Source organism: Rhodococcus sp. A14 (assembly GCF_011603105.1).
Lineage (GTDB): Bacteria > Actinomycetota > Actinomycetes > Mycobacteriales > Mycobacteriaceae > Rhodococcus_F > Rhodococcus_F opacus.
In genome coordinates, this window is record NZ_JAAOQS010000019.1 from 77109 (window position 1) to 103273 (window position 26165).

Below are 26165 nucleotides of genomic sequence, written 5' to 3' on the forward strand. Positions count from 1 at the left end.
TCAGACCGGCACGATCTCCGACTCGGAGGCGAGGAACCAGGTGATGTTCCCGATGAACTCTTCCTCGTGCTCGCGGACGGCGTCCGCCTCCGGCGAGGAGAACGCCTGGGCCACCGCGGCGACGGAGGGGAACCACAGCTCCGCCATCCCGTCGTACGCCCATTCCGTGCGATGCTCGATCGCCGGATTCTGCACGTAGCGCTCGAGTTCCGGGAGCTTCCATACGTACTGGGGGTGCTCGACGTTCCAGTACCGGAGGAACTCGTCGCGAGAAAGCTCGGACTTCGACGTGATCAGCGCAACGATCTTGACGGACATACAATTCTCCTTCAGTCGGGGTCGGCGACGGTAGAAGTTCGGCGACCATTCGGGAATGCACGGCGGCGTTCGGCCGGAGATGACAGCTTCCGGTCGAACGCCGCCGTGAGGGGATCAGTGCGCGAGGGTCTTCGTCTTGTCCAGACCTGCCCCGGTCAGGGCACGCACTTGAAGTTCGTCGAAGGCGGCGTCATTTGCGGGCTCACGACTGAGGTAGCTGCCCACGATGCACCCGAGGAATCCGGCGGGCACCGACAGCAGGATCGGGAATGCCAGCGGGAAGGGCGCTGTGGTCGACAGTGAATCCGACAGCAGCGGAGCCAGACTCGGCCACACCAGCGGACCGGTCAGAATCAGCGCCAGCGCCGTCAGCAGACCCGACAGCGCCCCGACTACGGCCCCGAGGGTGCGCATCCGCCGCCACAGCAGCGTCATGATCAGGACGGGGAAGTTCGCGCTGGCCGCGGTGGAGGTCGCCAGCGTGGCCAGGAAGGTCACGTTCTGGGTGCCGCCGATGGCCAGGGTGGCACCGACGGTGACGATCACCAACGCCACCGCGGCGATCCGGCCGACCGTCATCTCCTCCCGCTCGGGCCGGTGGAAGGTCTTGGCCCACAGGTCGTGGGCGATCGTGCTCGACGCGCTGAGCACCAGGCCGGCCGATACCGCCAGCAGCGTGGCGATCGAGACCGCGACCACCAGCGCCAGCAGCAGGTCGGACGCGAAGCCGTCCCCGCCGCCGAGCCAGACGGTCAAGGCGGGCAGGGCGAGATTGCCGCCCTTGCCGGCGATTTCCTCCCCGCCGGCACCGAGGGCGGCGCGTGCCGAGATGCCGAGGAACGCGATCAGGACGTTGAATCCGCCGATCAGGCTGATCGCCCAGATCGCGGACTTGCGGGCCTCGATGGCGTCGGGGACGGTGAAGAACCGCATCAGCACATGGGGCAGGCCCACCGCGGACAACGTCACGGCCACTGCCATGGACATGATGTTCCAGGGCCCCTGGAAGGAGTTGCCGGTGGCCAGGTAGTGATCGCCGAATTTACTCTGCGAGACCGCCTGCTCGATGATGTTGAGCGGGTTGGGATCGATCCGGATGAGAACCAGGATCACCAGCAGCGCGACGACGCTCATCAGGGCCACGGCCTTGATGATCTGCAGCCACGTCGTGGCGAGCATGCCGCCGAAGAGCACATAGGTCAGCATGAGGACCGCGGCAATCACCACGCCCCAGGAGAAGTCGATCCCGGCGAGTGCCTCCATCAGCACACCGCCGGCAACCATCTGGGCGAGGAGGTAGAAGACACAGATGAAGAGCGTCGAGATCGCCGAGACGATGCGGACCGGACCGGACCGGAGCCGGGTGGCGAGCGCGTCGGCGAACGTGAAACGCCCTAGATTACGCAGCTTTTCGGCGATCAGGAACATCACCATCAGGAAGATCCCGCAGGCGAAGATCGCGTAGACGATGCCGTCCATGCCGTAGAGGTAGGCCAACCCGGCGTAACCCAGCAGGGAGGCCGAGGACAGGAAGTCGCCGGCGATGGCGGTGCCGTTCTTGCGTCCGGTCATACCGCCCCCGGCCGTCCAGAACTCCGCCGACGTCTTCGTGCGGCGCGAGGCGAAGTAGGTCGCCACGAAGGTGGTCGCCAGCAGCAGGATCGTGACGACGACGGCCGTGGTGTTGAATCCGTCAGACATTGCCCGCGACCTCTCGCTCTCGGGTGGCGGGCACGCTCAGCACGGCCGCGGCCAGGATGTCCCAGTGGCGTGCGCGGCGCACGTACCAGGCACCGAGGCTCATCACCGTCGCGACGTAGGCCAGGGACAGGATCAGCCCGACGCTCAGACCCGGGACGGGACGTTTCGCGATGATCTCCGGGGCGAATGCGGCGAAGCCGACGAGCGCGCAGAACGCCACCGCGAAAACGCCCCAGGCAACGGTGAAGAAACTTCGGCGGTCACGTCGCAGGCGGAGCATCGACGGATCCGACCAGAGCCGGCTCCAGTCGACAGCGGTCTCGGTGGGAGGCATGGTCACCCTTTCTCGTGCTGGTCGGTGCCGTCTTTCGCGGGTGAAACGCGAGTTCACGACGAGTGAGGGCGGGGCCGGTTGCGTTGTGGGACCGCGCGGCCTGCGCGCCCTCTGTAATGGGCATCACACACGCTATACGAACGGGTGTTTGTTTGTCTAGGTGGAAGGAGTGGTCGCCTGACCCTTGGAAAAACGTGCGTTCGTTTGTATCGTGGGGTGGGTGACCAGGTCACAGCGCGACGGCCGCACCTTTGTACCCCGAAGGGCGCGGTCACCCCGAGTTGGAGGAGTCTCATGATCGGAAGCGGCACCCTGCCGGACACTACGGAGCAAGCGGATCTGCGCGAGATGGTGCGTGAGATCATCGAACGGTATGCACCCCCGCAGCGGGTCCGGGAACTCGACGACGCCAACGCGTTCGACCTCGAGCTGTACCGGGCGCTCGGCGAAGCCGGGCTGATCGGACTCGACGCCCAGGCCGACGGCACGACCGGCGCCGACCCTCGACATCAGATCATCGTCCTCGAAGAGCTCGCCGCCGGCCCGACCTCGATGGCGGTGTGCCTGGTCGTGCAGTACATGGGCGTCGGACTGCTCACCGAGTACGGCAGCGACCAGCAGCGCAGTGCCGTCCTGGCCCCGCTCCTCGACGGCAGCGATCGGGTCGCCTTCGCACTGACCGAACCCGACGGCGGCACCGACGTCGCCCGAGTCATGCGCACCCGGGCGAAGCAGGCCGGCGACGGCCGGTGGATTCTCAACGGCGCCAAAACCTGGATCTCGGGTCCGCAGCACGCGAGGAATCTCATCGTCCTGGCCCGGACCTCGACGCATGAGTCTTCGCCGATCGACGGCATCACCATGTTCGTGGTCCCGACCGACACTCCCGGCATCACCGTGCGCGAACTCGACACCTTCGCCATCCACAGCCTCGACACCTGCGAGGTCACTTTCGGCAACGTCGAAATCGATGCCTCCGCCGTCCTCGGGCACGTCGACCAGGGGTTCCGGCAGGTGCTGGGCACTCTCAACGGGGAACGACTCAACGCCGCCGCCGCCGCACTCGGGATCGCGCGGGGCGCGCTGGAAGCCGCCGTCGACTACGGCCGCCAGCGTCAGGTGTTCGGGCGCCCGGTCGGCAGCTTCCAGGCCGGCCAGCACCGGCTCGTCGACGGCGCCATCGCGATCGAGTCCGCCCGGGCCCTGATGCTCCAGGCCGCCGCGGCCACCGCCACCGGCAAGCGCGCCGACATCCTCAGCGCCATGGCCAAGGTCGCTGCCTCCGATGCGGCGGTCGCCGTCACCGACGCCGGCATGCGTCTGATGGGCGGATCCGGGTTCAGCAAGGAGTACCCGATGGAGCGGTTGTTCCGCGACGCCCGCCTCTACACCTTCGCCCCACTGACCAACGAGATGCTCCGCAACCACATCGGTGAGAAGTACCTGGGATTGCCGCGGTCGTTCTGACTCGCGTACCCGCACAACACAACACAGAAAGAAACACCATCATGCCCGCCATTACCCCCTTCGCCGACGAACTCAACGCACTTCCGCCGCTGGCCTCGCGCTACGTCGACGTCGACGCCCTGCCCTGGCGCCCTTCCGGGTACGAAGGCATCGATATCAAGGTGCTGCTCAAGGATGAGGAGAGCGGTCTGCTCACCGCCCTGTTCCGCTGGCAGCCCGGATCGGTTCTGCCGCTGCACGAGCATGTCCGGATCGAGCAGACCTGGGTGCTCGAAGGCAGCATCGTCGACGAGGAAGGCGAGACCACCGTCGGGAACTTCTCGTGGCGACCGCAGGGCAACCAGCACCGCGCCTCTGCGCCGAACGGGGCACTGGTGCTGTGTTTCTTCCTGACCCCCAACAAGTTCCTCGAGGGACCGAACGCCGGCTCGACGCTGGAATAGCCGCACCACCCCGACCTAGGAGTTCGTGTTGTCTCAACCCACTATTCATCGCACGCGGCTGTTCTCACCGCTGACCCTGCGCGGTGTGACCTTCCGAAATCGCCTCTGGGTGGCGCCGATGTGTCAATTCTCCGCCGACGACGGCGTACCCGACGACTGGCATCTGGTGCACCTCGGCTCGTTCGCCAAGGGGAAGGCCGGCCTGGTGCTGACCGAGGCGACCGGGGTCAGCCCGGAAGGGCGGATCAGCCCCAAGTGCACCGGGCTGTGGAACGACACGCAGCTCGAGGCGTTCGCCCGCATCAACCGGTTCGTCACGGAGCACGGATCGATCCCCGGTATCCAACTCGCGCACGCCGGCCGCAAGGCCTCCGCGCAGGTTCCCTGGGAGGGCGACGGCACCGTCCCGATCAGCGAGGGCGGCTGGGAGACGGTCGGTCCCTCGGCGACCGCCTGGGGAGACCAGGCGGTGCCACGCGAGATGACCGTCGCCGACATCGCGAAGGTGGTCGCCGACTTCGCCGAAGCCGCCACCCGTGCGCTGGCCGCAGGATTCCGGGTCGTCGAGATCCACGCCGCACACGGATACCTGCTCCACCAGTTCCTGTCGCCGATCACCAACCAGCGCACCGACGACTACGGCGGAGACCCCCACCGCCGCGCCCGGCTGCTGCGGGAGATCATCGCCGCGGTTCGCGCGGTCTGGCCGGAGGAGTTGCCGCTGTTGCTGCGGATCTCCGCCACCGACTGGGCTGAGGACGGCTGGGACGTCGACGGCAGCGTCGCACTGATCCGCTCGCTCGAGGGTTCCGGGATCGACCTCGTCGACGTCTCCAGCGGTGGCCTGACCCCGGAGCAGAAGATCACCGTGGGACCGGGATACCAGGTGCCGTTCGCTCGCCGGATTCGCAACGACACATCCCTGCCGGTCGCGGCCGTCGGGCTGATCACCGACTCCTCTCAGGCCGAGCAAGTCCTCGTCGACGGAGCCGCGGACGCTGTTTTCGTCGGACGGAACCTGCTGCGCGAGCCGATGTGGCCGCTCAAGGCGGCAAAGGAACTCGGCGTCGAGGACACGCTCGACTGGCCGACCCCGTACCGGTCGGCCCGCTACCGCGGCAACATCCCCTGATCTCCCGGTGGGCGCCGATCGTTGACATGGATGGGTGCCCACCCGGTACCGTAAGAAAACAATCGTTCGTATGTGGTAAGCGCGCCGGGTCCCGAGGACTTCCGCGCGCGCCGGGCGGCACCCGCGGCCGCATCATCGCCGCCAGCGTTCGTGTGTTCGCCGAGCAGCTCTACCTGAAGGAGAAAAGATGTCCGAGACCAGCCCGAGCCGTCATCAACTGCTGATCGACGGTAAGTGGGTGGATCCGGTCGAAGGCGGCACTGTCGACGTCTTCAACCCGTCGACCGGAGAAAAGCTCGCCGAGATCGCCGCAGGCGGCCCGCGCGATGTCGAACTGGCGGTGCAGGCTGCCCGCCGCGCATTCGACGACGGCTCGTGGCGGCGGATGCCGGCCGAGTCCCGCGCCCGGATCCTGCACCGCTTCGCGGACCTCATCGAGGCCAACGCGGACGAGATCGCCCTCATCGACACCCAGGACTGCGGAAAGCCCTACGCGTTCATCCGCGACATCGACCTGCCGAACATGGCCGACCTGCTGCGCTACATGGCCGGGTGGACCACCAAGCTCGAGGGACGCACCATCCCGCTGTCGCGGCAGAACCCCGGAGACTTCTTCTCCTACACCCGGCGGCAGCCGGTCGGCGTGGTCGCCCAGATCATCCCCTGGAACGGCGCCGCGCTCGCCGCGGTCTGGAAGCTGGCCCCGGCGCTGGCCGCCGGATGCACCGTGGTGCTCAAACCCGCCGAACTCGCCTCCCTGGCCCCGCTGCGCCTGGCGGAGTTGGCCGTCGAAGCCGGTGTGCCCGACGGAGTGGTCAACGTGATCACCGGAACGGGCGCAGACGCCGGAGCTCCGCTGGCCGGTCACCCGCAGGTCGACAAGGTCGCGTTCACCGGCTCGGTCGAGACCGGCAAGAGGATCGTCGTCGCGGCGGCATCGAACCTGAGCAAGCTGACCCTCGAACTCGGCGGCAAATCCCCCAATGTCATCTACGACGACGCCGATCTCGACATCGCCGTCGACGGAGTGCTCGGTGCCGTCCTCTATGCCCAGGGTGAGGCCTGCACGGCCGGGTCGCGGCTGTATGTGCAGCGCAACGTCTACGACGAGGTCCAGGCCCGTATCGCCGCCAAGGTGCCGGAGATCAAGATCGGCCCCAGCGCCGAGCGCGGCGTCCTGGTCGGCCCGATGATCTCCGACCAGCACCGCTCCAAGGTCAAGACCTTCGTCGAGGGCGCGCTCAGTGACGGAGCGGAGATCATCGCCGGTGGTGCCCAGACCCGCGAGCCCGGTTACTACCTCGAGCCGACCGTGCTCGGCGGGGTCGACGACGACATGACCATCGCCCGGGAGGAGATCTTCGGTCCGGTTGTTTCGCTGATGCCGTTCGACGACGAAGCCGAGGTGTTGCGCCGCGCGAACGACACCACCTACGGTCTGGCGGCCGGTGTGTGGACGAGCAACGTCGGTCGCGCCCACCGCTTCGCCGAGGCGGTCAACGCCGGCGCGGTATGGGTCAACTGCTACAACGTCTTCGACGCCGCGCTGCCGTTCGGCGGCTTCAAGCAGTCCGGCTGGGGTAAGGAGATGGGCGGCGAAGCCCTCGACGGTTACCTGCAGAGCAAGGCGGTTACCGTCTCGCTCGCCTGACCACTGTTCGTCGACCCTCCCCTAAACGCCCGGCTGGTGCACCAGCCGGGCGTTTTGCGCGTTCCGTGGGCGAATTCCGGTGGGTCATCTCACCACTCGATCGCGTTGGGCGCGTCCGGTCCTGAATCCTCGTTGTGACCGTTGACACGACAGGTGATGCAGCACTAACATACGTACGTTCGTTTTTCTGGTGCGGTTCCGTTCCGAGCTACCGCACCTTCCGTTCCGGGTGCGATTCACGGTCGAATTCACTACGCGCCGTGTGCACTCCGGTCCGTCGCGCTCGTCCCGACTGCGCCTCCTGCCTTGCGGGCGGCGCCCCAGACACAGGAGCACGTCATGACAACCTCGACGCTCACCGGCGCGCGTGTGACATCCACGCGCGCGCCCCTCTACAGCTGGTGGGTCCTGCTGGTCAGCCTGCTGTGCTTCATGTGTTGCTTCATCGGTCTGAACACCGTGGCCGTGTTCGGCACGGTCATCCAGGACGACTGGGGGATCAACGCCACCCAGCTGTCCTCGCTCACCACCGCATCGATGCTCACGTTCTGCGTGGTTCCGGTCTTCGCCGGCAAGTGGGCCGCCCGTATCGGGGTGAAGAAGATCATCGTCATCGGCCTGCTCTGCAATGTCGTTTCGGGGCTGTTGATCCCGGTCGTCGGTGAGTCCTACACCGGCATGCTCGTGCTGCGTCTGCTCCTGGGCTGCTGCGGCGGCGTGATGAATGCCTCGCTGGCCACCCATGCATCCTTGTGGTTCCCCAAGAACCGGCGCGGTTTCGCGACCGGCCTCCTGATGGGCTTCCTCGGCGTCGGCTTCTCGATCACCTCGTTCGCCGGACCGCTGCTGACCGACAGCGGCATGTCGTGGGAGGTCGCCTCGATGTGGCTGACCGTGGTCCCGAGCATCGCCTGCGGTGCGTTGTTCGTGCTCACCGTCAAGGACTTCCACAAGTCCCACCCCGGTGTGCCCTCGATGGACGCCCTCGTTGCCGAACCCGTCGGACTCCGGCGCCCGCACTCGACCCGTTTCGACGCGCTCCCCAAACCGGGATCACTCGCCGAGGCGCTGCGCAGCTCCCGAGTGTGGTGGTCCTCGCTGTACGGTGCAGGCACTGCGATCACCCTTTACGGGCTTTCCTACGCCCTGCCCTTGTTCCTCGAACAAGACCGCAGCATGACGCTGCTCGAAGCCTCGGCGATCATCGGCGTCACCTTCATGTTCAAACTCGTCGCGGCTCCCATCGGCGGGCTGATGTCGGACCGGCTCTTCCGCGGCGAGCGATTCCAGACGAACATGATCGGTGCCGGTCTGGCCGGCATCATGGTGGTCGCCCTGCCCGGGATTCCCGCGAGCACTCTCGGGATCTACCTGTGCATGATGTTCCTGGCAGCCTCGTTGTACGGTGGCACATACTGGGCGTGGGCGGCGGAACTGTCTCAGCCGCAGGCGAACTACCAGACGAGCGGACTCATCGTCACCGTCAGCAACGTCGGAGCAGTCCTCGCCGCGCCGATGCTCGGATTGATCATCGACGCCACCGGCAGCGCCACCTACGCCATGGTCACCATCGGAGTCGTCGGCCTGCTGAGCGTGGAGTGCGCCCGCCGCTCACGATTGTGAGCCGCACTCCTTCCACCCCCTGATCGCCGACCCACTTGGCCCGCTATCCCAGCCTCTGCGCCCTCGCGGGTCGGCCTCCACACGCTCTCCGGTTCCGGGCGGTTCACACACTATCGGCGCGCGAGCCCGGATCCGGAGAGCTTCAGCTGTGCACACCCCGCGCAGTACTGCATCGTCCGCAGCGCGTCACAACCGTGACGCCGAGTGGACGGACGTCGAACGGCTCGGACCGGGAACCGGTCCGAGCCGTTCGGCTACGAGGGCACATCTCAGCGGATGGTCCAGCCGCCGTCCGCGACGTAGACCGCGCCGTGCACGAAGCTCGCCTCGTCGCTGATCAGGAACACCACCCCGTGAGCCCGTCCGCCCGCCTGGCGGATCTCGGTGACCACGGCATCGATCCCGACCGGATCGAGGTCCCACACGACGACCTCGGCGCCCTCGGAGGCGAACCGTAGAGCGCTCGCGCGGCCGATACCCGACGCGCCGCCGGTGATCACCGCCGTCCGATCGGCAAGTCGAGTTCCCGTAGCGCTAGCCGTTTCGATCATTACTTCCTCCCCTGAATATGAAATGGCGGAACAGAATTGAGCTCCTTGCTACCCTGCCCACCCGCGATGGGGTATGTGGCTCAGTCGCGGAACGGCTGCTTGACCCAACCCTGATCCCAGTTGGACACCTGGTGTGTGCGTCCGCGCAGTTCCTGGAAGTACCAGGTGCCGTCGCGCTTTACGAACTGATCGGTGTAGTTGATGGTCAGGATGACCGGGTCCTTCTCGGTGGCGTCCCGACTGTTCTCGATGGTGCACAGGCACAGCAGGTAGAAGTATCCAACTGCGCTCTGGCCGTCGTCGGCGAGTTCCACACGTGGGGCGATCATGTAGTGCAGAGCCCAGGTGATCTTGTCCGACAACGCCCGGAAGTGCGCCTTGATCTCCTCGTGGCCGGTCATGGACCCACCCTCGCCGTCCACGACCCACCGGCCGTCTTCGACGAAGAGACTGGCGATGCCTTGCGGGTCGTAGCCGTTGTCGCAGAAGCCGGCGTAGCGATACTTGAGCTGTTCGATTGCGCGGACGTCCTCGAGTCGTGTCAGTCGCTCGGCGAGCTCGGTGACGCTCACATCCGCGGTAGTAGCGTTCATGATAACGGGTCCTCCTGTGAGGGTTGATTTCTGGGAAATTTTGGTCAGGAGATCTGTGCGAGAACCTTGGAGATAGTCTCGAGGTTGCGCATGCCCTCGCCCGGGTTGTCTGCCGGGTCGACCCACAGCACCGCCCGTTCGATCCCCAATTCTCGATAGCTCTCGAGCAGTGCGGGATCCGGTGGCGCCGAGGCCACCGCGATGCCGACCGACTCGGGGTCGCGGCCGGACTCCTCCACGACTCTGCGAAACTCGGGCACCGTCTTCGACAGACTCGGATCTTCCGCGGAGGGCACGACGTACCAAGCGTCGGCCCACTCGGCGGCATGCCGCATCGTGGTGGGACCGGCGCCGCCGAGGTAGGTGCGCGGGCCGTTCGGCTGCGCGGGCTTCGGCCAGGCCCACGAGGGGGCGAGCGACGCACGGGGGCCGTCGAAGCTCGCCACCTCCTCGGTCCACAGTGCCTGCATGACTTTGAGTTTGTCCCGCACGGTGGAGTAGCGCTGCTTCCACACGACGCCGTGCGCTTCCGCTTCCTCGACGTTCCACCCCATTCCGACACCGCAGATGACGCGTCCGCCGGATAGGTGGTCGAGGGTGGCGATCTGCTTGGCCTTCGCGATCGGATCATGTTGGGCCAGAAGGCAGATACCGGTGCCGAGCATGATCGTCTGCGTATGTGCAGCGATCATCGACATCGTGACGATCTGGTCGTAGGTGCGTAGGTAGAACTCGGGTAGTCCGGGTCCCCCGTAGGGGATCGGGTAGTCGGTTTTCCGGGATACCGGAAAATGCGTGTGCTCGGGCACGAACAGGGACTCGAATCCGTACCCTTCCGCGGCCTGCCCGAACTCCACGGGGTCCGGACCCTGATCGGTGAAGAAATAAACTACGCCCACATCCATGACGGGATCCTTAACTCATTGTCATTCTTTGAGGTGACGCCGAGGGTTCAGGCGTCGTCGACCACGACGTGGTCCTCGAGGACCACTACGTAGTGCTTGCCGATGAAGTTCTCGACGTCCGCGAGGGCTGCCTGGCCGGCCTCGGACGCCCAACCGGCCTCCATCGCCTCGGCGCTCTCGTAATCGAGGACGGCGAGACCGTCGATGCCGAATCCGTTGTCGGGTTCGGTGGCACCTTCTTGCGGAACGACGTGCCGCTGCACGTAGCGGATCACACCGGGCACCTGCGCGGCGAGCGGGGCGTGCTTCTCACGCCAGTACTCGTCGAACTGGGCGAACGACATACCCGGCTTGCGTCCGATCAGTGCGATCGTGCGGACCGGTCCACCATTGACTGTCATTGATTTTCCTTCTCTGTTGGGGTCGGTTGAAGGGGAGTAGGGGTTGTCAGCCGGGGTACTTCGCGAGCATTCCGGCATCGACGGGCAGCGCGGTGCCGGTCACATAACGCGACTCGTCGCTGGCCAGCCACAGGACGGCCTCGGAGATGTCGGCAGAGTCCACCCATGGCACCGGCAGCAGGTTGATCCGCCCGAGAACGTCGATCCCGTCGTCGAGGGTCGGGTTCTCGAGGTCGGGCCGGAAGATCTTCGCCGCCGTCGGATTGTCGATCATGTCCGTGCGGACATTGGTCGGATGCACGGTATTCACCCGGATGCTGTGCGGAGCAACCTCGTTCGCGACCGAGCCGACCAGTCCGACCAGCGCGTGCTTGGCGGCGCTGTAGTGCGCCACGTGCGGCACTCCGCGAATGCCCGCGATGGAACTGATCGCGATGATCGACCCGCCTCGGCCGCCGGCGATGATGTGCGGCAGCGCCGCCTTCATCGTCTGCCAGACGCCTGTGAGGTTGATGTCGATCAGGGTGTCCCATTCGGCACGGGTCAGCTCCCAGGAGGGCTTGGCTGCTCCGAGTACGCCCGCGTTGGCGACGACGATGTCGAGTCGACCGAGTTCGGCGGCGGCCTCGGCGACCGCGGCGATGATCGACTCGTCACGGACGTCGGCTTCGATCATCACCACCCTGCGGCCCCGCTCCTCCACCAGGCGTGCGGTTTCCTTCAGGTCCGCGTGGTCAGGCATTGCGTAGCTCACCTGGTCGATCGGGCGTACCGAGTCGAGCAGGATGAGATCCGCGCCTTCGTCCGCGAGGGTGAGAGCGTGCGATCGACCTTGGCCGCGGGCGGCGCCGGTCACGAAGGCCACCTTCTCGTGCAGTCGCTGACCGATGTTCGTCATGCAGATTCCTTTCGGGGAGTCAGACGTTGGATGACGTGACGCAGGTCCAGTTGCTGTGCTCCCACCGCGACGGCGATGACCACTGCCTGGACGAGGAACTGTGTGGAAGAGGGCGCTCCGAGGGAGAGCACGAGCTGGGTCAGCTGGCTCAGAAACAGGGCCCCAACCGCCGTGCCGATGATGTTGCCGCGACCACCGGTCAGCGCGGTGCCGCCGACGACCACAGCTGCGATGGCCGGCAGGAGGTAGCTGGTGCCGGCATTGGTGTTCGGTGTGCTCACGTACCCGGCCAGCAGGACACCGGCGCCGCTGTAACACAGTGCCGCGGCGACGTATCCGCTGATCTTGACTCGGGAGGTGCGCACACCCGCGGCGCGGGCGGTCCGCTCGTTGGACCCGACGGCGACTACCCGGCGCCCCCAGGCGGTGCGCCCTGTCGCGAATACCGTCACGATCATCAGCAACACTGCAAGCCACACCGTGTTGGAAACACCGACCGTTTTTTCCAGAGCGAAGTCGGACACACTTTGCGGTGCGCGGGTCGGGGTTCCTCCGGAGTATGCGAGGGCGGCTCCCATCAGGACGGCGTTGACTGCCAAAGTGGCCACCAGCGGGGTCACCGAGAATGCCGAGACGACGATGCCGTTGACCAGTCCGACGACGACGGCGATGGCGGCGACGACCAGCAGAGCGGCGAGGATACTGCCGTGATCCTGGGCGTACTGGCTGCTGACCAGCGCGGCGAGGGTCATCATGCCGGGCAGCGACAGGTCGATGCCCTTGAGCATGACCACGATGGTCTGCCCGATCGCCGCGATCGCCAGGATTCCGGCGAAGGGCAGTAGCGAGTCGATAGCGCTGCCCGAGATGCTGCCGGGGGCGATCAGCCAGCTGAACAGGAACAGTGCCACAGTGATCGCGATGACCGAGCTGGTGCCGTTCCAGGTCGGGGTCCAACGGCGACCGCCGGTGGACTCGTTCCCGGACTTCTGGGGGAGTTGTTGTTCTTGTGTTGCGCTCACGGGTCAGCTCCGCTCTGCGAGGGTTCGGGACTTCGAGTAGAAGGCGGCCGCGGCGATGGTCAGACCGCCGAGAAGCCACTGCTGCCAATACAGCGGCAGCCCGATGAACTGGACGACCGTGTTGATCTGGATCACCAGCACTGCGCCGAGGCAGGCTCCGATGAACGAGCCGCGCCCGCCGAAGATGGAGGCGCCGCCGAGGACCGCGGCACCGATGCTGGCGAGGGTGTAGCTGTCACCGATACTGGCGTTGCCGGTACCGGCCTGCGCCATGAGCAGCACGGCTGCCGGGACGATCAGCACCGAGCAGCTCACGTAGGCGGCCAGAGTGATCCACTTGGTGCGGACTCCGATGCGGTCAGCCGTGGCGTGCTGGGATCCGGTGGCTCGCAGTCGGACACCGAACATGGTGCGGTACATGGCGACTTCGAGAAGCACCGCCACGACGATTGCCACAACCAGCATGATCGGTACGAATCCGAGCTTGGTCGATGCGTACGAGGTGAAGACTGGATCGATCTTGCCCGCGGGCAGCGGACGCAGGAGGTAGGCGATGCCCTGGATCGCGGTGTAGGTCACCAGTGTTGCGATCAACGGGTTGATCTTGACGACGACCGCCAGTGTCCAGTTCACCAGGCCGACAACCGCGGCGACGATCGCGAGGACGACCAGGCCGATGATCATGCCGATGGGTGTCTTGTACGCCGACAGCACGAATGAGCCGACAACGACGAGCAGACCGGCCAGTGGGCCCACCGACAGGTCGATGCCCCCGATCATCATCACCACCTGCTGTGCCATCGCGAAGAACGCGAGGGTGGCCAGCAGCGGCAGGATCAGACCAAAGTTGCGTGACGTGAGGTAGAACTCGCTCTGGAGGATCGCGACGATCGCCAGCAGCACGGTGGCGAGCGCGAGAATCGCGGCGGGCGTCAGGTCGCTGCGGGAGATCTTCCGGCCGAGCGTGACCTTCCGCAGTGCCGTACCGACCCGGCTACGACTACCGGTTGCGCTGAGCGCGGCCTGGGCGATGCCGTGCTCGGTCAGTTCGTCGCCGACGAGCTCCTTCGCGGCCTTCCCCCGGGAGAAGACGATGACCCGGTCACAGAGCTGCTCGAGTTCCGCCGCCGACGAGGAGAGCACGATGATCGCCGCCCCGCGCGCCGCCGCCTCTCGGAGGATGGTGTAGATCTCCTCCCGCGCACCGATGTCGACACCCTGGGTGGGCTCATCGGCGAGAATCACCGTGGACTCGGTCATCAGCACCCGGCTGAGCACGACCTTCTGCTGGTTTCCGCCCGAGAGGGTGGTGATGTCGACCTCGGGGGAGGGAGCCTTGACCCGCATCGACGCGAACGTCTCGGAAGTGGCCTTGCGCTCGCGCAGGCGTGAGAGGGCACCAAAGCGGGTGAACCGCCCCAGCGAGGCCAGCGAGGCGTTCTCCCGAAGGCTCAGTCCCGGCAGGATGCCCTCGTTGTGCCGGTCGTGGGGGAGATAGGCGATCCCACCGGCCAGTGCGGTGGTCGGGCTCGACGTCCTGACCGGGCGGCCGTCGATCTCGACGGTGCCGTGGTTGCTGACCAGACCGCCGAGCGCGCGGAGCACCTCACGTTGGCCTTGTCCCTCGACACCGGCGAACCCGACGATTTCGCCGGCGCGTACCTGCAGGTGAAGGTCGTCGAAACCCTCGCCGGAGAAGTCGGTGATCTGTAGCAAGGTGTCACCGAGCCGGCTCGAGCGGGTGTCGGCCCGCGTGTGACCGCGCGTGAGTTCCCGGCCGACGACGAGGTTGACCACGTCCTGCTCGGTGACGTCGGCGCCGGTGAACGTGCCGACCAGCGCGCCGTCGCGCAGCACCGATACGGTGTGGGCGATCTGCTTGACCTCGTTGAGGCGGTGCGAGATGTAGACGACGGCACCGCCGGCCGCGATCAGCTCCGACACCAGCCGGAACAACTCCGCGACTGCAGGCGGTAGGAGGTGCTCGGTGGGCTCGTCGAGAACGATGACCTTCGGCTCCTCGGCCAGAGCCTTGGCGATTTCGACGACGAACCGCGCGTCCGGCTGCAACTCGCGCACCGGAGTGCGTGGATCGATCGACGCCACGTTGCTCCACCGCGCGAGGATGCCTTCTGCCCAGCTGACCTGGTCCCCGACGGATGGGCGTAGTTCCTCGGGCATGCTCAGGCGCATGTTCTCGGCGACCGTCAGGTCCGGAAGGAGGGCTGGTTCCTGGTAGACGATGGCCAACCCCTGTTCGCGGCACCACGCCGGGGACGGGTCGGCGGCGGCGACGCCACCGATCTCCACCGTCCCCGAATCGGCGGTGATCGAACCGGCCGCAATGCCGACGAGCGTGGACTTGCCGGCGCCGTTCTGGCCGACCAGCGCATGAACCTCGCCGCGCCGGACCGTCAGCGAGACGTTCTTGATTGCGTGCACGCCCGGGTACTTCTTGTCCACCGCTTCGAGCCGGAGAACGACGTCCTGATCGGGCACTTCGTGAACGGGACTTTCCTGAACCTGTACGTCACTCACGTACATCACATCCTCGACAATGTCTTGCTGAGTCATAGTTGACCACTCCATATCCCTGGCGCCCAGCCGCTACTGGAAGACGGCCGAGAGCTGCTCGGGCGAGAGCGCCGAGGACAGGTCGGCGTCCGGCGGCAGATCCTCGCGGCAGGTCGGGAGCTTGCCGCCCAGGGTGTCGACGAACGTGGGCAGTTCGAAGTTCTCCGGCTCGTTGTCGGGCCGGCCGTTGAGTGCGGCGAGCGCCTTGCGGGCTGCGATGCGTACGACGGTCGTGGTGCCGTCGAGGGTCAACAACTGAAAGCCGGGGTTGGCCTCGTGGTGCTGCAGCCACATGCACCCGAGTTCGTTGTCGGTAGCGGAGGTGGCCAGCGGCGGGATCGGCCGACCGGCGTTGATGAAGGCGCGCAGTCCACCTTTCGATGCGACACCGTAATCCGATGCCAGGGCGTCGATCTCGGGGTACTTGGTCAATGCGCCGGCCATGGCGCGCTGTTCGTATGCCGCGTCCCAGCTCGAGGGCTGCGGCTCGTTGGTCAGCGGGGTGAAGGGATCACCGAGCTCCTTGGAGGTCTCGTTGATTCCGTCCCACAGGGCGACCGTCGAGGGGCTTCCGCCCGGTAGTCCACCGCTGAAGAGCAGTTTGCTGCCCGGCTGGACCTGGCCGCCCAGCCACTTGGCCATCGTGTCGCCCTCGACGTCGAAGTTGTACTGGACGTAGCCGTCGTAGTCGACACCGACCTCACCGCCGGGATCGGCGATGTAGGGGACGACGACCACGCCGGCGTCATGGGCGTTCTTCAGGGCGCTGAGGGCCTGGCTGCCGAAGTCGTCGTACGTGACGATCGCATCGAAACCCTGTGCGGTGTAAGAATTGATCGCGGTGATGTACTTCTGCAGATCGTTGTCGGCCTGGGTGTACTCGAGGGTCACGTTGGGGCAGGCGGAGAGTTCGTCGGTGAGTTCGGCCTGCGTGATCTTGCGCCACGAGTTGGCGCCGAATCCGGCGACGTGCGCGATCTTGAGTGGCTGGTCACCACAGAGCTGCTCGACCGGCAGGGCCTGGCCGCCGTCGCTCGTCGAACCTCCTGAGCTGCCACCCGATTCTGCCGGAGCACTGGCCGTGCATGCCGCGACGCTGAGGACTGCGCTGAGGGCAACTCCGGCAAGGGCTGCGCGACGACAAGACAGAGCGTTCATGGATTTTCCTTCTTCTGCCAGACACAGACGAACGTTTGCTCGTTTGTTTGTATTGTGGCGTAGAGCACAGCATCCGTCAACGGGTGATCTACGGCATGCCGCTACCTGGACGATTGGGTATTTCGCGGCCGTCGCACGCCGACAGGGCAGTGCCGCACGTGACGCGCCCTCATCGTCGACGCACCAACCCTGTTGCGTCGGTGGGTAACCGCACGTGTGCTCGCTGCCGTGGGGTTCGGTGTCGCGCGAACACTGGGGGTGGGAACCGAGGTGCGCGATCTGGGGCCGCAGGGCTCGAAGGACGCTCGCGAAGCAACGGCCACTAGCCCTTCCGGTCCGTGACGGACTGGAAGGGCTGGGCCGTGCCGTATTCGATTGTGGAGCGCGGAGGGGTCAGCCGACCGGGACCGGGGCGGCAACGCACACGGTGTTGCGCAGCGTGCCCAGGCCGGTGATCTCCGTGGTGAGTGTCTGGCCGTCAGACAGATGCGTTCCGGTCGGGTGGCCGACCCCGCCGGGAGTTCCGGTCAAGATCACGTCCCCGGCCTGCAGGGTGACGATGTGGGAGATGTACTCGATCAACCGGGCCGGGGTGAACACCAGGTCGCCGGTCAAGTCCGACTGGACGGTGGCACCGTCGACGAGAGTGTTCAGGGTGGCACCGAGCGAAAACTCGTCCGGGGTCACCAGCGTCGGACCGAGCGGGCACGTTCCCTCGAACGTCTTGCCCTGCAGCCACTGTTGAGTCCGATATTGGTAGTCGCGCATGGTGACATCGTTGGCGACCGCGAAGCCGGCGATGTACTCGCCGGCGTCGGCGGCCTGCACCGATCTCGCCTTCTTGCCGATGACGACGGCGAGCTCCCCTTCCCAGTCGACCTGCTGATCGGCGTAGGCCGGGACGTGGATGTCGTCGTAGGCGCCGATGAGCGCTTCGGGGAACTTGGCAAACAAGGTCGGGTAGCGGGGGAGTTCGCGTCCCATCTCCTCGATGTGGTTCGCATAGTTCAGGCCCACGCACACGATCTTCGTCGGGTGCGTGACCACGGGGGCGTACTCCACGGCACCGAGGTCGACAACCTGCCCGGAGGCCTCGGTGGCGATGCGGTGCCAGTGCGGGTCGCGTAGCAGATCCGAGAGGCTGGGATAGGGCTCGATCAGCACCGCGTTTCCGCCGTCGATCCGTGCGGCGGCGGTCGATCCCTCCACACGCAGCGTGGCCAGTTTCATGAGACGGCGACCTCGGCGGGCTTCTTGAGCATCAGACCGGATCGCTGGACGCGGCAGACCAGTTTGTCGTTCTGGTTGAAACCGCGGTGCTCGAAGCGCACGATGCCGGTATCCGGGCGGGACTTCGACTCGCGGCGCGACAGAATCTCGGTTTCCACGCGCAGGGTGTCGCCGATCAGTACCGGCGCGGGGAAGGCGATCTCCTCGAACCCGAGGTTGCCCAGCGTCGTTCCGAGAGTCGTTTCCTGCACCGGAATACCGACGACGACGCCGAGGGTGAAGACGCTGTTGACGATGCGCTCGCCGTACATGCTGTCCTTGGCGAACTCGGCATCGAGGTGCAGCGGCTGCACGTTCATCGTGAGCGTCGTGAACAGCAGGTTGTCCGTTTCGGTCACTGTACGGGTCACCGCGTGCTTGATGGTGAGCTCCGGCTCGAGTTCTTCGAAATACAATCCACTCATTTTAGGGTCCTCAAGGGTTCGGTCGGTCGGGTGATGGGGTCAGCGCGACTGGATGGTTTCGGCAAGGGCAACCACGCCGCGAGCGGTCTTGACGTGGGCGATGTCGACGTGTTCGCCCTCGAACAGTGCCGCCGCTTGCCCGTTCGCCTGGGCCTGTTCGAAGGCCTCGATCATGCGGCGAAAGCGGTCGACGATTTTCGGGTCCGGCGCATAGACGTCGTTGACCGTCTCGATGTGCGAGGGATGGATAAGCACCTGCCCGGTAAAGCCCAGTCGCCGGTTGCCTTCGGCGAACCGGCGCAGCCCGTCCAGGTCGGAGATCTCCTGCCACAGTCCCACGATCGGATGGGCCAACCCGGCGGCGCGGCAGGCGAGCACGGCCTTGCTGCGGTAATGCAGGGTTTCCAGGCCCTCGGCGGTCCACTCGAAACCGACCTCACGCGAGACATCGGCATCGCGAGCCGCCGCGACCATCAGCGATGCGACCCGGGGATGGGCCGCCGCGATCGACTCGCAGTTCACCAGCGACTTCGCGGTTTCGAGAGTGGGGATCACCTCGACGCTGCCACGGATCAGGGCGGCCTCGATCTCGAAGTGCTCGAGCAACGCGGCGAAGTCGAGGACCTCACGGGCTCCGTACACCTTCGGCAACAGCAACCCGTCGAGTCCCGCGCGCACCACGGCCGCGAGATCTCGGCCGAAATGGTCTGTGTCGAGTGGGTTCGGGCGCACCAGCACCGTCACATCCGGATGGTCACGGCGCAGGGCGTCGATCGTCTCGGCTGCCATTGCGCGGGCATCCGCCTTGCTCGGCTCGGGAACCGAGTCCTCGAGATCGAGGATCACGGCGTCGGCACCGGCGCGCACAGCTTTCTGTGCCCAGCCCTCACGATGAGCCGGCACGAACTGGAGAGAACGTAGGGGTCGCATTACTTCCTCACTCGATAGGGCACCGCCGGTGCGGCGACGACACAGGCTCCCCGCAAATTCCCGGGGGAGACTGACGGTCGCCGCCTCGGCCACTCGGCCGTATCCGAACCCGCCGCGGACGCGGCGCGATATTTCGTGGTGTGCGGCATTTCGTAACATCCAGACTTCGTGGTGCAAGGCTTTGACCAAATGATTGACCAGCGGGTTGGTGGCCCGTACTGTTAAACGAACAATCGCTCGTACGTTAACACGGCCGGCGGCGCCGGCGCTATGAGGAGTTTCGATGACAATCAACGACGTCAGTACTGCCACACGAGTGATCGGGCAGCCTGATCGCTGGTGGGAGGACCTCGACCTGGGGGACGTACTCCGGGGTCCCGGTATGACCGTCACCGATGCGCACCTGGTGCAGTGGGCCGGCCTGACCTGCGACATCGTCTCGCTGCACCTCGACGAGGAGTACGCCGCCGGCACCCAGTTCGGGCAGCGGATCGCGCACGGGCCGTTCACGCTCTCGCTCGCCCTGGGGCTGGCGACTCAGACCGGCTACTTCAACAACGTCGTCGCCTGGCTCGGCCTCGACGAGGTGCGCGCCTTGCGTCCCGTGCTCATCGGCGACACCCTGCATCCCGAAGCCGAGCTCATTGCCGCCCGCCCGACGAAGAAGCCCGACCAGGGCATCTGGTCCTTCGCCTACAGCGCTCTCAATCAGCGAGGCGAAGCCGTGATGACCTTCCGGAGCAGCTTCATGATCCGCCGGCGCCCCGAGCCGCTTCGCTGACGCGTGCAGTCGTCGGAGCGTGACCGTCGCGCACTCTTGTGCGATCGAGGGTGCGCTCGTACCCTCGCCTACAGGCGAACGTTTGTTCTTTGAAAGGAATCGAGCATGGCTGAGCACGACAAGCCGGTAGTAACTCGCAAGGGAGAGGAAGCGCAGAACACGGGCCAATCCGGTGGTGCCGTGCGTGTCTCCGGGGTCAGCGTCCAGCACACGCCGGCGACGAAGATCTGGTTCGGGAAGGTCTTCAACGAGCCCGGATATCGGTCACTGCCGCATCATCACGGTGAGGCCGAAACCGGCGGCTACGTTCTCACCGGCAAGGCGCGAATCTACTTCGGCGAGAACTTCAGCGAGTACATCGACATGTCCGAAGGGGACTTCGTCTTCGTCCCACCCTTCATGCCGCACGTCGAAGCCAACATGAGCACCACCGACGAACTCATCTGGCTCACCACCCGCACGCCCGAGAACATCGTCGTCAACCTGCCCGAGGTCGACGACACCACCCTCGCCGGATATGTCCGGGTCGGTACTCACGCCGAGGCGCACTGACTTTCCCGTCATCGCCTCATCCGCAGGCATCTTTCGCTGCGGCTCAATCTTTCCACCCACGGAAGTCCTCCGGTCGAATCACGGCTGGGGGGCTTCGGTGTGTCGGGAGGCGGAACGCATATCGGCCGTTCGGTGTGCCGAGACGGGGGCAACCTGGGGAGAAGTGTCAGCGCGCGGCGGTGCCGGTTGTCATCTTCCCGACCGCCGCAGTGCGATTGTTCACCGACATCTTGCGCAGGATATTGCTGACGTGAAACCGGACCGTGTTCCTCGAAATGTACAGGTCACGACCGATTTCGGCGTTCGACGCACCATCGGCGATCATGCCCAATATCTCGTGCTCGCGACCGGTCAACGGCTGGTCGTGATCCGAAGGGCATGCGGTATCCGCGCGGGCCGTGAGACCGGCGTGAACACACGGATTAGCGTGGACGTCGGAGAGGAGGACCCTCTCCAGCGCCGATGCGGCGCGAAGACGTGCCGCCCGGTCGGTCACGTGCTGAGAGCGAAGCACGTCGAGGATTCGGCCCAGCTCGGCGTACATCGTCATCGATTCCCCAACCTCCGGGTCCCACCGAGCCATGGACGTCCCGACGCGGATTTCGAGACCTGCTGAAACTCGGCCTGAAATGGTTGGCCGGCAGGGGATCTTTGCCAACCGCCAGGTAGGGTCATAGGCTAAAGCGAACAAACACTCGTAAGTGTAAGCGAGTGTCGGGCACCGTAGCAACTTCACTGAAAGAAGCGGTTCCGAGGACGGGTTCGAGCGCGACGCCGCCGAAGCAGTTGCGCCGATTTCACCACCTCAGTCGAGCTACTCGCCGAGACCCGGAATCCGGCCGGGCCGGAGGAACTCCGGCCCGGCCCGCCCAAGGGTGTCAGCCCACGGCGCTGTCCGACCACTCCGGGTAGTCGATGTAACCCTTGTCGCCGCCCGAGTAGAAGGTGTCGAGATCGGGCATGGTCAGTTCGAGACCATCGCGCAGGCGACGCACCAAGTCCGGATTGGAGATGAAGTACCGACCGAATGCGATCAGGTCGCCGCCGCGTGCCAACCATCGATCGGCATTCGCCTTGTCGACGAAGTCTGCACTTCCGACAATTGCCGGGTTCACGATCAGCGGGCCGGTCCAGATTTCCCGGATCCGGTCGTTGACGTCGTCCGATGCAGTCTCGAGGATGTGAAGGTACGCCAATCCCAGCGGATTCAGGGCGTTGAGAAGGGTTGTGTACAGGCCTTCGGGATCGCTTTCGTTCATGTCGTGGAACTTTCCGCCGGGCGAGAATCTGATCCCCACCCGGTCGGCGCCGATGGCGGTACTGACGGCGGTAGCGACCTCGACCGCGAAGCGTACCCGGTTCTCGTGCGACCCGCCGTACTGGTCGGTGCGCTGATTGCTGTTGTCGGACAGGAACTGCTGGATCAGGTAGCCGTTGGCGCCGTGGATCTCGACGCCGTCGAAGCCGGCAGCGATCGCGCGCTCGGCCGCCGCGACAAACACGTTGATCTGCTCTTGAATCTGCTCGACGGTCATCTCGACGGGAGTGACGAACGCGAGCCGACCACCGGAGTTGAAGATGGTGCCGTGGGCGGCGATGGGCGAGGCTCCGAGCGGCTGCATTCCGTTGATCTCCGGGTGCCCCACGCGGCCGCCGTGCATGAGCTGGGCGAAGATCCGGCCGCCGGCATCGTGAACAGACTGGGTGATCGGGCGCCAGGCCGCCTCCTGCTCATCGTTGTAGAGACCAGGAATGTTCGGCTCGGACTGTCCCTGCTTCGACGGCGAGATTCCCTCGCTCACAATGAGCCCCGCGCTGGCGCGTTGCGCGTAGTAGAGCGCGGCACTCTGGGATGGCAGTCCCGTCTCGGAGGCGCGAACCCGCGTCATGGGTGCCATGACGACTCGATTCGACAGCTCGAGTGGACCCAATTTGTATGTCTCGAACAACATGACCTGAGAACTCCTTAGGGTGGAAATGTTTGTCGGCCCGGTCACCGCCTGGCTTGCATCGGCACCAGTAGTGCCCTTTGCGTGGCTAGGTGTCGACCGCGTTATCGGTGTTTGTCTGGTGCGCGTGAAATTCGGGTGTGTAATCGTCGGTCGAGCCCCGGGAGCTCAGTCTCATCGACGCAGTAAGACGAATCGACAGATATCGTTAATGCTCAGGTGGGGTTGATGTCTCGACTGAACTCTTCTGGTGCCACCGCGTGTGATCGTCTCCGATCGAAGTCCCTCTCCCGTGCAACAAACGTACGGACGTTCGTAAGTATTAGCGGGAGAGTCCGATGTGTCAACCCTCACAGGGGGGCGCGCCGCCGGGTTCGTGTCACGGCCCGTGGCGATGTGGCGCGATCGGCGCCGACGGGTGCGCGTTCGGCGTCCGCAACTCTTGCGCCCACCTGAACTATGATCTACGTTTCATCCATCGAACGAGCGTTTGTAGGCTTTACTACGTTCGTCGCATCTACTTGGTCGTTCCCGACGCGCCGGTCGAATCGTCGGCCGCCCTTCTGGCTGCGCGACGTATCCGTAGCAAACACGGACGGCTCGCAGTAGATCCAGCCCAGCGCTCCCACCGGACCGGATAGGTATCCCTAGGCGAGGAGGATCCGTGATCGTTTCAGAGTCAACAACTGCGGACACGCGAGAAGTGACGAGTCACCATGTTCCAGACCCTATCGACAAGCTGTGCGCCCTCGAGGAGATTCGCAGCTGAAGTCACGAGTCGGATACCGCCGCAACATCCAACATCACGATCCGCTCGAAGATCGACCCTTCGCGCACATCTCAGCGTCCGAGGCCACAGCCCGGTGGGACCGCCTCCCCATCCCATCGGCAGTGCCCCGTCCAGTTCCCAAACAGGAGTCAACATGTCACGGTGAGGGCTCGTGCCGTGATCAGCGATAACGCTTCCCTGCCGAAGCGTGCCTGGGTAGCGGCCAGAGCGCGTCGCTGGCGGTAACTCATCAGATCCTGTGCGGCGCCTCTGCAGTCACCAGGTCCGCGAGGAAAGTGGCAGGGACCGATGCCCAGTCTCTACGCCACCGCCCGGCGACCTGATCGTCCCGCAGCGCCGCGATGAGCGAGACGATGTGTGGTCCACCATCGGGAAGATGACGTACGAGGCCCAGCTCGGCGCATTGTGCTGCGATCGAGGTGAGCAGTTCCTTGGCTTCGTCGACGCGGCCCGAGGCGGACAAACAGGCCACGAGTAACCTTCTGGCCTGCATCAACAGCCTGTGTGCGCCGCGGCCTTCGAGTCGGTTCGTCCACTCCTGTGCCCATGTGCAGGCGAGGTCGGCCTGGTCCGGTGAATGCTCGTCGAGCAGCCGTCTGGTGGCTGTTGCCTCTTCGACCTGCGCCGTCAGTGCCTCGATTCCGTCCACCGGTCGTCGACGAGAGCAATATTCTGCGGGCGGCGAGACCGCGATATCGGAGCTCAGGGGAAGCCCCAGCCTGATCCGTTCATTCTCGACGTTTGCTCGCAATCGCGGAAGAGACAGTGTCACAGCGATCCTCGCCCCCTCATCGAGTCGCTGCGCTGCCGCTATTCGGTCGCCCCGCAGGGCCTTGATACGCGCCCCGAGGACATACCGAGGGATCTTGAACTCCACGAGACCGCCCTCGCCCCCAAGCTCATAGCCTTCGTCGAGCAACTGTTCGGCTTCGTCGATCTCGCCCTGTTCGTACAACAACGCGCCGAGGAGAGAATCGGCCAGGCGCGCGGCCTCCGAGTGCGTACCACCCATCTTCCTTGCCACACGGACGCCAGCCCGGAAGCTGCTTTCCGCCGCGGCGACATCGAGTTGCTCGTAGGCGGCGAGGCCGGCGAAACAGTGCCCGTGCATCACCAGGTACGGACCGTTGGTTCGCGCATGAAATGCGAAGGCCCATTCCTGCAATCGGCGTGCTTCGTCGAAATCGAACTGGTATGTCGCGCGGTAGGTTGCCATGTTCGCGGCGCTCGACACAACCCACGGCCGCAACGTGTCCAGCCGCGGCAGGCATGCCTGGACCAACTCGTCCGCGCCGTCGATTCGGTCCGCCCGGAACCGAATAACGCCCCGCATCACGGCGACCTCTACTCTCAGATCGGCGACCTCGTCGGTGGAGGGAACACGATCGAGCGTTGATTCGACGAGGTCGAGTGCTCTCTGTGCAGGTTCGGCCCGGTGCAGCATGATATTGGCCCAGGCTACGGCGAGTTGCAACCACGGACGTGACTCCGTCAGCGCGGGAGGGAGTTTCGCGACCATCCCGAGGAGGGTCGTCATGTGCGAGTACTCGATCAGGTGCATCCCATCGCGCTCGACGAGCTCGACCGCCCGGACCTGATCCCCAGCCATGAGTGCGTGATCGACGGCCTCGCCGAGCAACTCGTGATCGGCGAACCAGGTCGATGCCGTGCGGTGAAGTTCGTCGATCCGCTCGGGTTGATCACGCTCGAGTCGTCGTTGCAGGAACTCGGCGAACACGTGGTTGTACCGGAACCACACTCCGTCCTCGTCCACCCGTCGCAGGAACAGATCCCGCTCCTCGATTATTTCGAGTAGCGCCTGCCCGCGTGACACGTGCGCCAGCGCGCCCGCAAGGCTCCCGCTGATCCGTTCGGTAACCGACGTCGCCAGCAGAAAATCGAGGATCTCCGGTTCCAACGTGTCGAGCACGTTCTCGGCGAGGAACTCGCCGATGGCGTGATGCCGACCCGACATGTGCCCGATCAGTTCGGTGGGGTCGTCGCGTCCGCGCAGTGACAGGTACGCCAATTGCAGCGCCGCCACCCACCCGTCGGTCGAGTCCCGCAGGTCCGCGATATCCTCTTGCTCCAGCTCCAGTCCGCCCAGGTCGACCAGGAAGGATCGTGTCTCATTCTCATCGAAACGTAATGCTGTGTAGTCGATTTCGACGAGTTCATCACGCACGCGCATTCTACTCATCGGAAGGCCGGACCGGGTGCGGCTTGCCACGACGACCTGGAGGTGGTGGCAGCCGTTGTCGAGTAGGAATCCCATGGCTCCGCGTGTCCCGGCGTCGGTGACCCGGTGCCAGTCGTCGATCACGATCGCCACCCGCTCACCGCGGGCGTGGATCTCGTTGATCAGTGAAGACAGGACGTACTGCTCGGCCTCGTCGCCGTGCTCGTCGAGCGCCTGCCCGAGGTCGCGCGCCAGGGTCGGGCGGACCCGTCTGATCGCCTCGACCAGATGCGAGAGAAACCACACCACGTTGTTGTCATCGTGATCGACCGTCAGCCATGCGACCGCCACACTCTCCTCTGTCAGCACTTCACCCCATTGGGCGGCGAGGGTGCTCTTGCCGAATCCGGCCGGCGCGTGAATGACCGTCAACCGGCGCCGCTGTCCAGCGCGTAGGGAGTCGATGAGTTGTCTACGCTCGACCAGTTGCCGGGTCGGCGTGGGCGGGCGGAATCGGGT

General features: G+C 65.4%; 24 protein-coding genes. 7 read left to right on the forward strand and 17 right to left on the reverse strand.

Annotation, left to right across the window (positions count from 1 at the left end):
• The 3 genes from G9373_RS13220 to G9373_RS13230 form a co-directional block, all read right to left on the reverse strand.
• Positions 1–318, reverse strand: coding sequence for an EthD family reductase (locus tag G9373_RS13220; protein ID WP_005565859.1), 318 nt, complete (start codon positions 316–318; stop codon positions 1–3).
• A 114-nt stretch (positions 319–432) separates the two neighbouring features.
• Positions 433–2019 (reverse strand): cation acetate symporter, encoded by a 1587-nt coding sequence (locus G9373_RS13225; RefSeq protein ID WP_005565857.1) that lies wholly within the window; start codon positions 2017–2019, stop codon positions 433–435.
• Positions 2012–2353, reverse strand: a complete 342-nt coding sequence (locus G9373_RS13230) for a DUF485 domain-containing protein (RefSeq protein WP_005565855.1) — start codon at positions 2351–2353, stop codon at positions 2012–2014. The genes G9373_RS13225 and G9373_RS13230 overlap by 8 nt, the downstream gene beginning before the upstream one ends.
• Positions 2354–2647: 294 nt before the next feature.
• On the opposite strand from G9373_RS13230, the gene G9373_RS13235 reads away from it, so the two are divergent.
• From G9373_RS13235 to G9373_RS13255, 5 genes are all read left to right on the forward strand, one after another.
• Entirely contained in the window at positions 2648–3820 is a 1173-nt protein-coding gene (locus tag G9373_RS13235; protein ID WP_005565854.1) for an acyl-CoA dehydrogenase family protein, read from the forward strand.
• 41 nt (positions 3821–3861) lie between these two features.
• A complete protein-coding gene (locus G9373_RS13240) occupies positions 3862–4263 on the forward strand; it encodes a cupin domain-containing protein (RefSeq protein ID WP_005250650.1) in 402 nt (133 codons plus the stop codon).
• Positions 4264–4291: 28 nt separating this feature from the next.
• Positions 4292–5395: an NADH:flavin oxidoreductase/NADH oxidase gene (locus G9373_RS13245; RefSeq protein WP_064080356.1), complete on the forward strand. Its 1104-nt coding sequence runs from the start codon at positions 4292–4294 to the stop codon at positions 5393–5395.
• Positions 5396–5582: 187 nt separating this feature from the next.
• Positions 5583–7046, forward strand: coding sequence for an aldehyde dehydrogenase family protein (locus tag G9373_RS13250; RefSeq protein WP_005565851.1), 1464 nt, complete (start codon positions 5583–5585; stop codon positions 7044–7046).
• A gap of 339 nt (positions 7047–7385) precedes the next feature.
• A complete protein-coding gene (locus G9373_RS13255) occupies positions 7386–8669 on the forward strand; it encodes an MFS transporter (protein ID WP_167115427.1) in 1284 nt (427 codons plus the stop codon).
• A 269-nt stretch (positions 8670–8938) separates the two neighbouring features.
• Here G9373_RS13255 and G9373_RS47665 read toward each other — a convergent pair whose 3' ends face one another.
• The 11 genes from G9373_RS47665 to G9373_RS13310 form a co-directional block, all read right to left on the reverse strand.
• Positions 8939–9220: an SDR family NAD(P)-dependent oxidoreductase gene (locus G9373_RS47665; RefSeq protein WP_275948820.1), complete on the reverse strand. Its 282-nt coding sequence runs from the start codon at positions 9218–9220 to the stop codon at positions 8939–8941.
• Between the two features lie 80 nt (positions 9221–9300).
• On the reverse strand, positions 9301–9813 hold the full coding sequence (locus G9373_RS13265) for a nuclear transport factor 2 family protein (protein WP_169694588.1): 513 nt from the start codon (positions 9811–9813) through the stop codon (positions 9301–9303).
• A 44-nt stretch (positions 9814–9857) separates the two neighbouring features.
• Positions 9858–10718 carry an LLM class F420-dependent oxidoreductase gene (locus tag G9373_RS13270; RefSeq protein WP_005565846.1) on the reverse strand — a complete coding sequence of 287 codons (861 nt, stop codon included), beginning with the start codon at positions 10716–10718 and terminating at the stop codon, positions 9858–9860.
• 47 nt (positions 10719–10765) lie between these two features.
• Positions 10766–11119: an EthD family reductase gene (locus tag G9373_RS13275; protein ID WP_005565844.1), complete on the reverse strand. Its 354-nt coding sequence runs from the start codon at positions 11117–11119 to the stop codon at positions 10766–10768.
• A gap of 46 nt (positions 11120–11165) precedes the next feature.
• On the reverse strand, positions 11166–12017 hold the full coding sequence (locus tag G9373_RS13280) for a mycofactocin-coupled SDR family oxidoreductase (RefSeq protein ID WP_005565841.1): 852 nt from the start codon (positions 12015–12017) through the stop codon (positions 11166–11168).
• On the reverse strand, positions 12014–13039 hold the full coding sequence (locus tag G9373_RS13285; protein WP_005565840.1) for an ABC transporter permease: 1026 nt from the start codon (positions 13037–13039) through the stop codon (positions 12014–12016). Before G9373_RS13285 ends, G9373_RS13280 begins: the two co-directional genes overlap by 4 nt.
• A 3-nt stretch (positions 13040–13042) precedes the next feature.
• Positions 13043–15583 (reverse strand): ATP-binding cassette domain-containing protein, encoded by a 2541-nt coding sequence (locus G9373_RS13290; RefSeq protein ID WP_005565839.1) that lies wholly within the window; start codon positions 15581–15583, stop codon positions 13043–13045.
• Between the two features lie 63 nt (positions 15584–15646).
• Positions 15647–16771 carry a substrate-binding domain-containing protein gene (locus G9373_RS13295; protein WP_005565836.1) on the reverse strand — a complete coding sequence of 375 codons (1125 nt, stop codon included), beginning with the start codon at positions 16769–16771 and terminating at the stop codon, positions 15647–15649.
• Between the two features lie 393 nt (positions 16772–17164).
• Positions 17165–18001, reverse strand: a complete 837-nt coding sequence (locus G9373_RS13300) for a fumarylacetoacetate hydrolase family protein (protein WP_005565832.1) — start codon at positions 17999–18001, stop codon at positions 17165–17167.
• On the reverse strand, positions 17998–18465 hold the full coding sequence (locus G9373_RS13305; RefSeq protein WP_005565830.1) for a MaoC family dehydratase: 468 nt from the start codon (positions 18463–18465) through the stop codon (positions 17998–18000). The genes G9373_RS13300 and G9373_RS13305 overlap by 4 nt, the downstream gene beginning before the upstream one ends.
• Positions 18466–18504: 39 nt before the next feature.
• Positions 18505–19395, reverse strand: coding sequence for a CoA ester lyase (locus G9373_RS13310; protein WP_043789338.1), 891 nt, complete (start codon positions 19393–19395; stop codon positions 18505–18507).
• Between the two features lie 283 nt (positions 19396–19678).
• On the opposite strand from G9373_RS13310, the gene G9373_RS13315 reads away from it, so the two are divergent.
• Complete coding sequence (locus G9373_RS13315) at positions 19679–20176, forward strand: MaoC/PaaZ C-terminal domain-containing protein (RefSeq protein WP_052023967.1); 498 nt, start codon at positions 19679–19681, stop codon at positions 20174–20176.
• A 105-nt stretch (positions 20177–20281) separates the two neighbouring features.
• Positions 20282–20728: a cupin domain-containing protein gene (locus G9373_RS13320; RefSeq protein ID WP_005565825.1), complete on the forward strand. Its 447-nt coding sequence runs from the start codon at positions 20282–20284 to the stop codon at positions 20726–20728.
• Positions 20729–20894: 166 nt separating this feature from the next.
• Here G9373_RS13320 and G9373_RS47670 read toward each other — a convergent pair whose 3' ends face one another.
• The 3 genes from G9373_RS47670 to G9373_RS13335 all read right to left on the reverse strand — a co-directional run.
• Positions 20895–21224, reverse strand: a complete 330-nt coding sequence (locus G9373_RS47670; RefSeq protein ID WP_346842823.1) for a helix-turn-helix transcriptional regulator — start codon at positions 21222–21224, stop codon at positions 20895–20897.
• A gap of 382 nt (positions 21225–21606) precedes the next feature.
• Complete coding sequence (locus G9373_RS13330) at positions 21607–22680, reverse strand: alkene reductase (protein WP_005565823.1); 1074 nt, start codon at positions 22678–22680, stop codon at positions 21607–21609.
• 1016 nt (positions 22681–23696) lie between these two features.
• Positions 23697–26165 (reverse strand): AAA family ATPase (locus G9373_RS13335; protein ID WP_167115430.1); only part of this gene is annotated, 2469 nt, incomplete at its 5' end.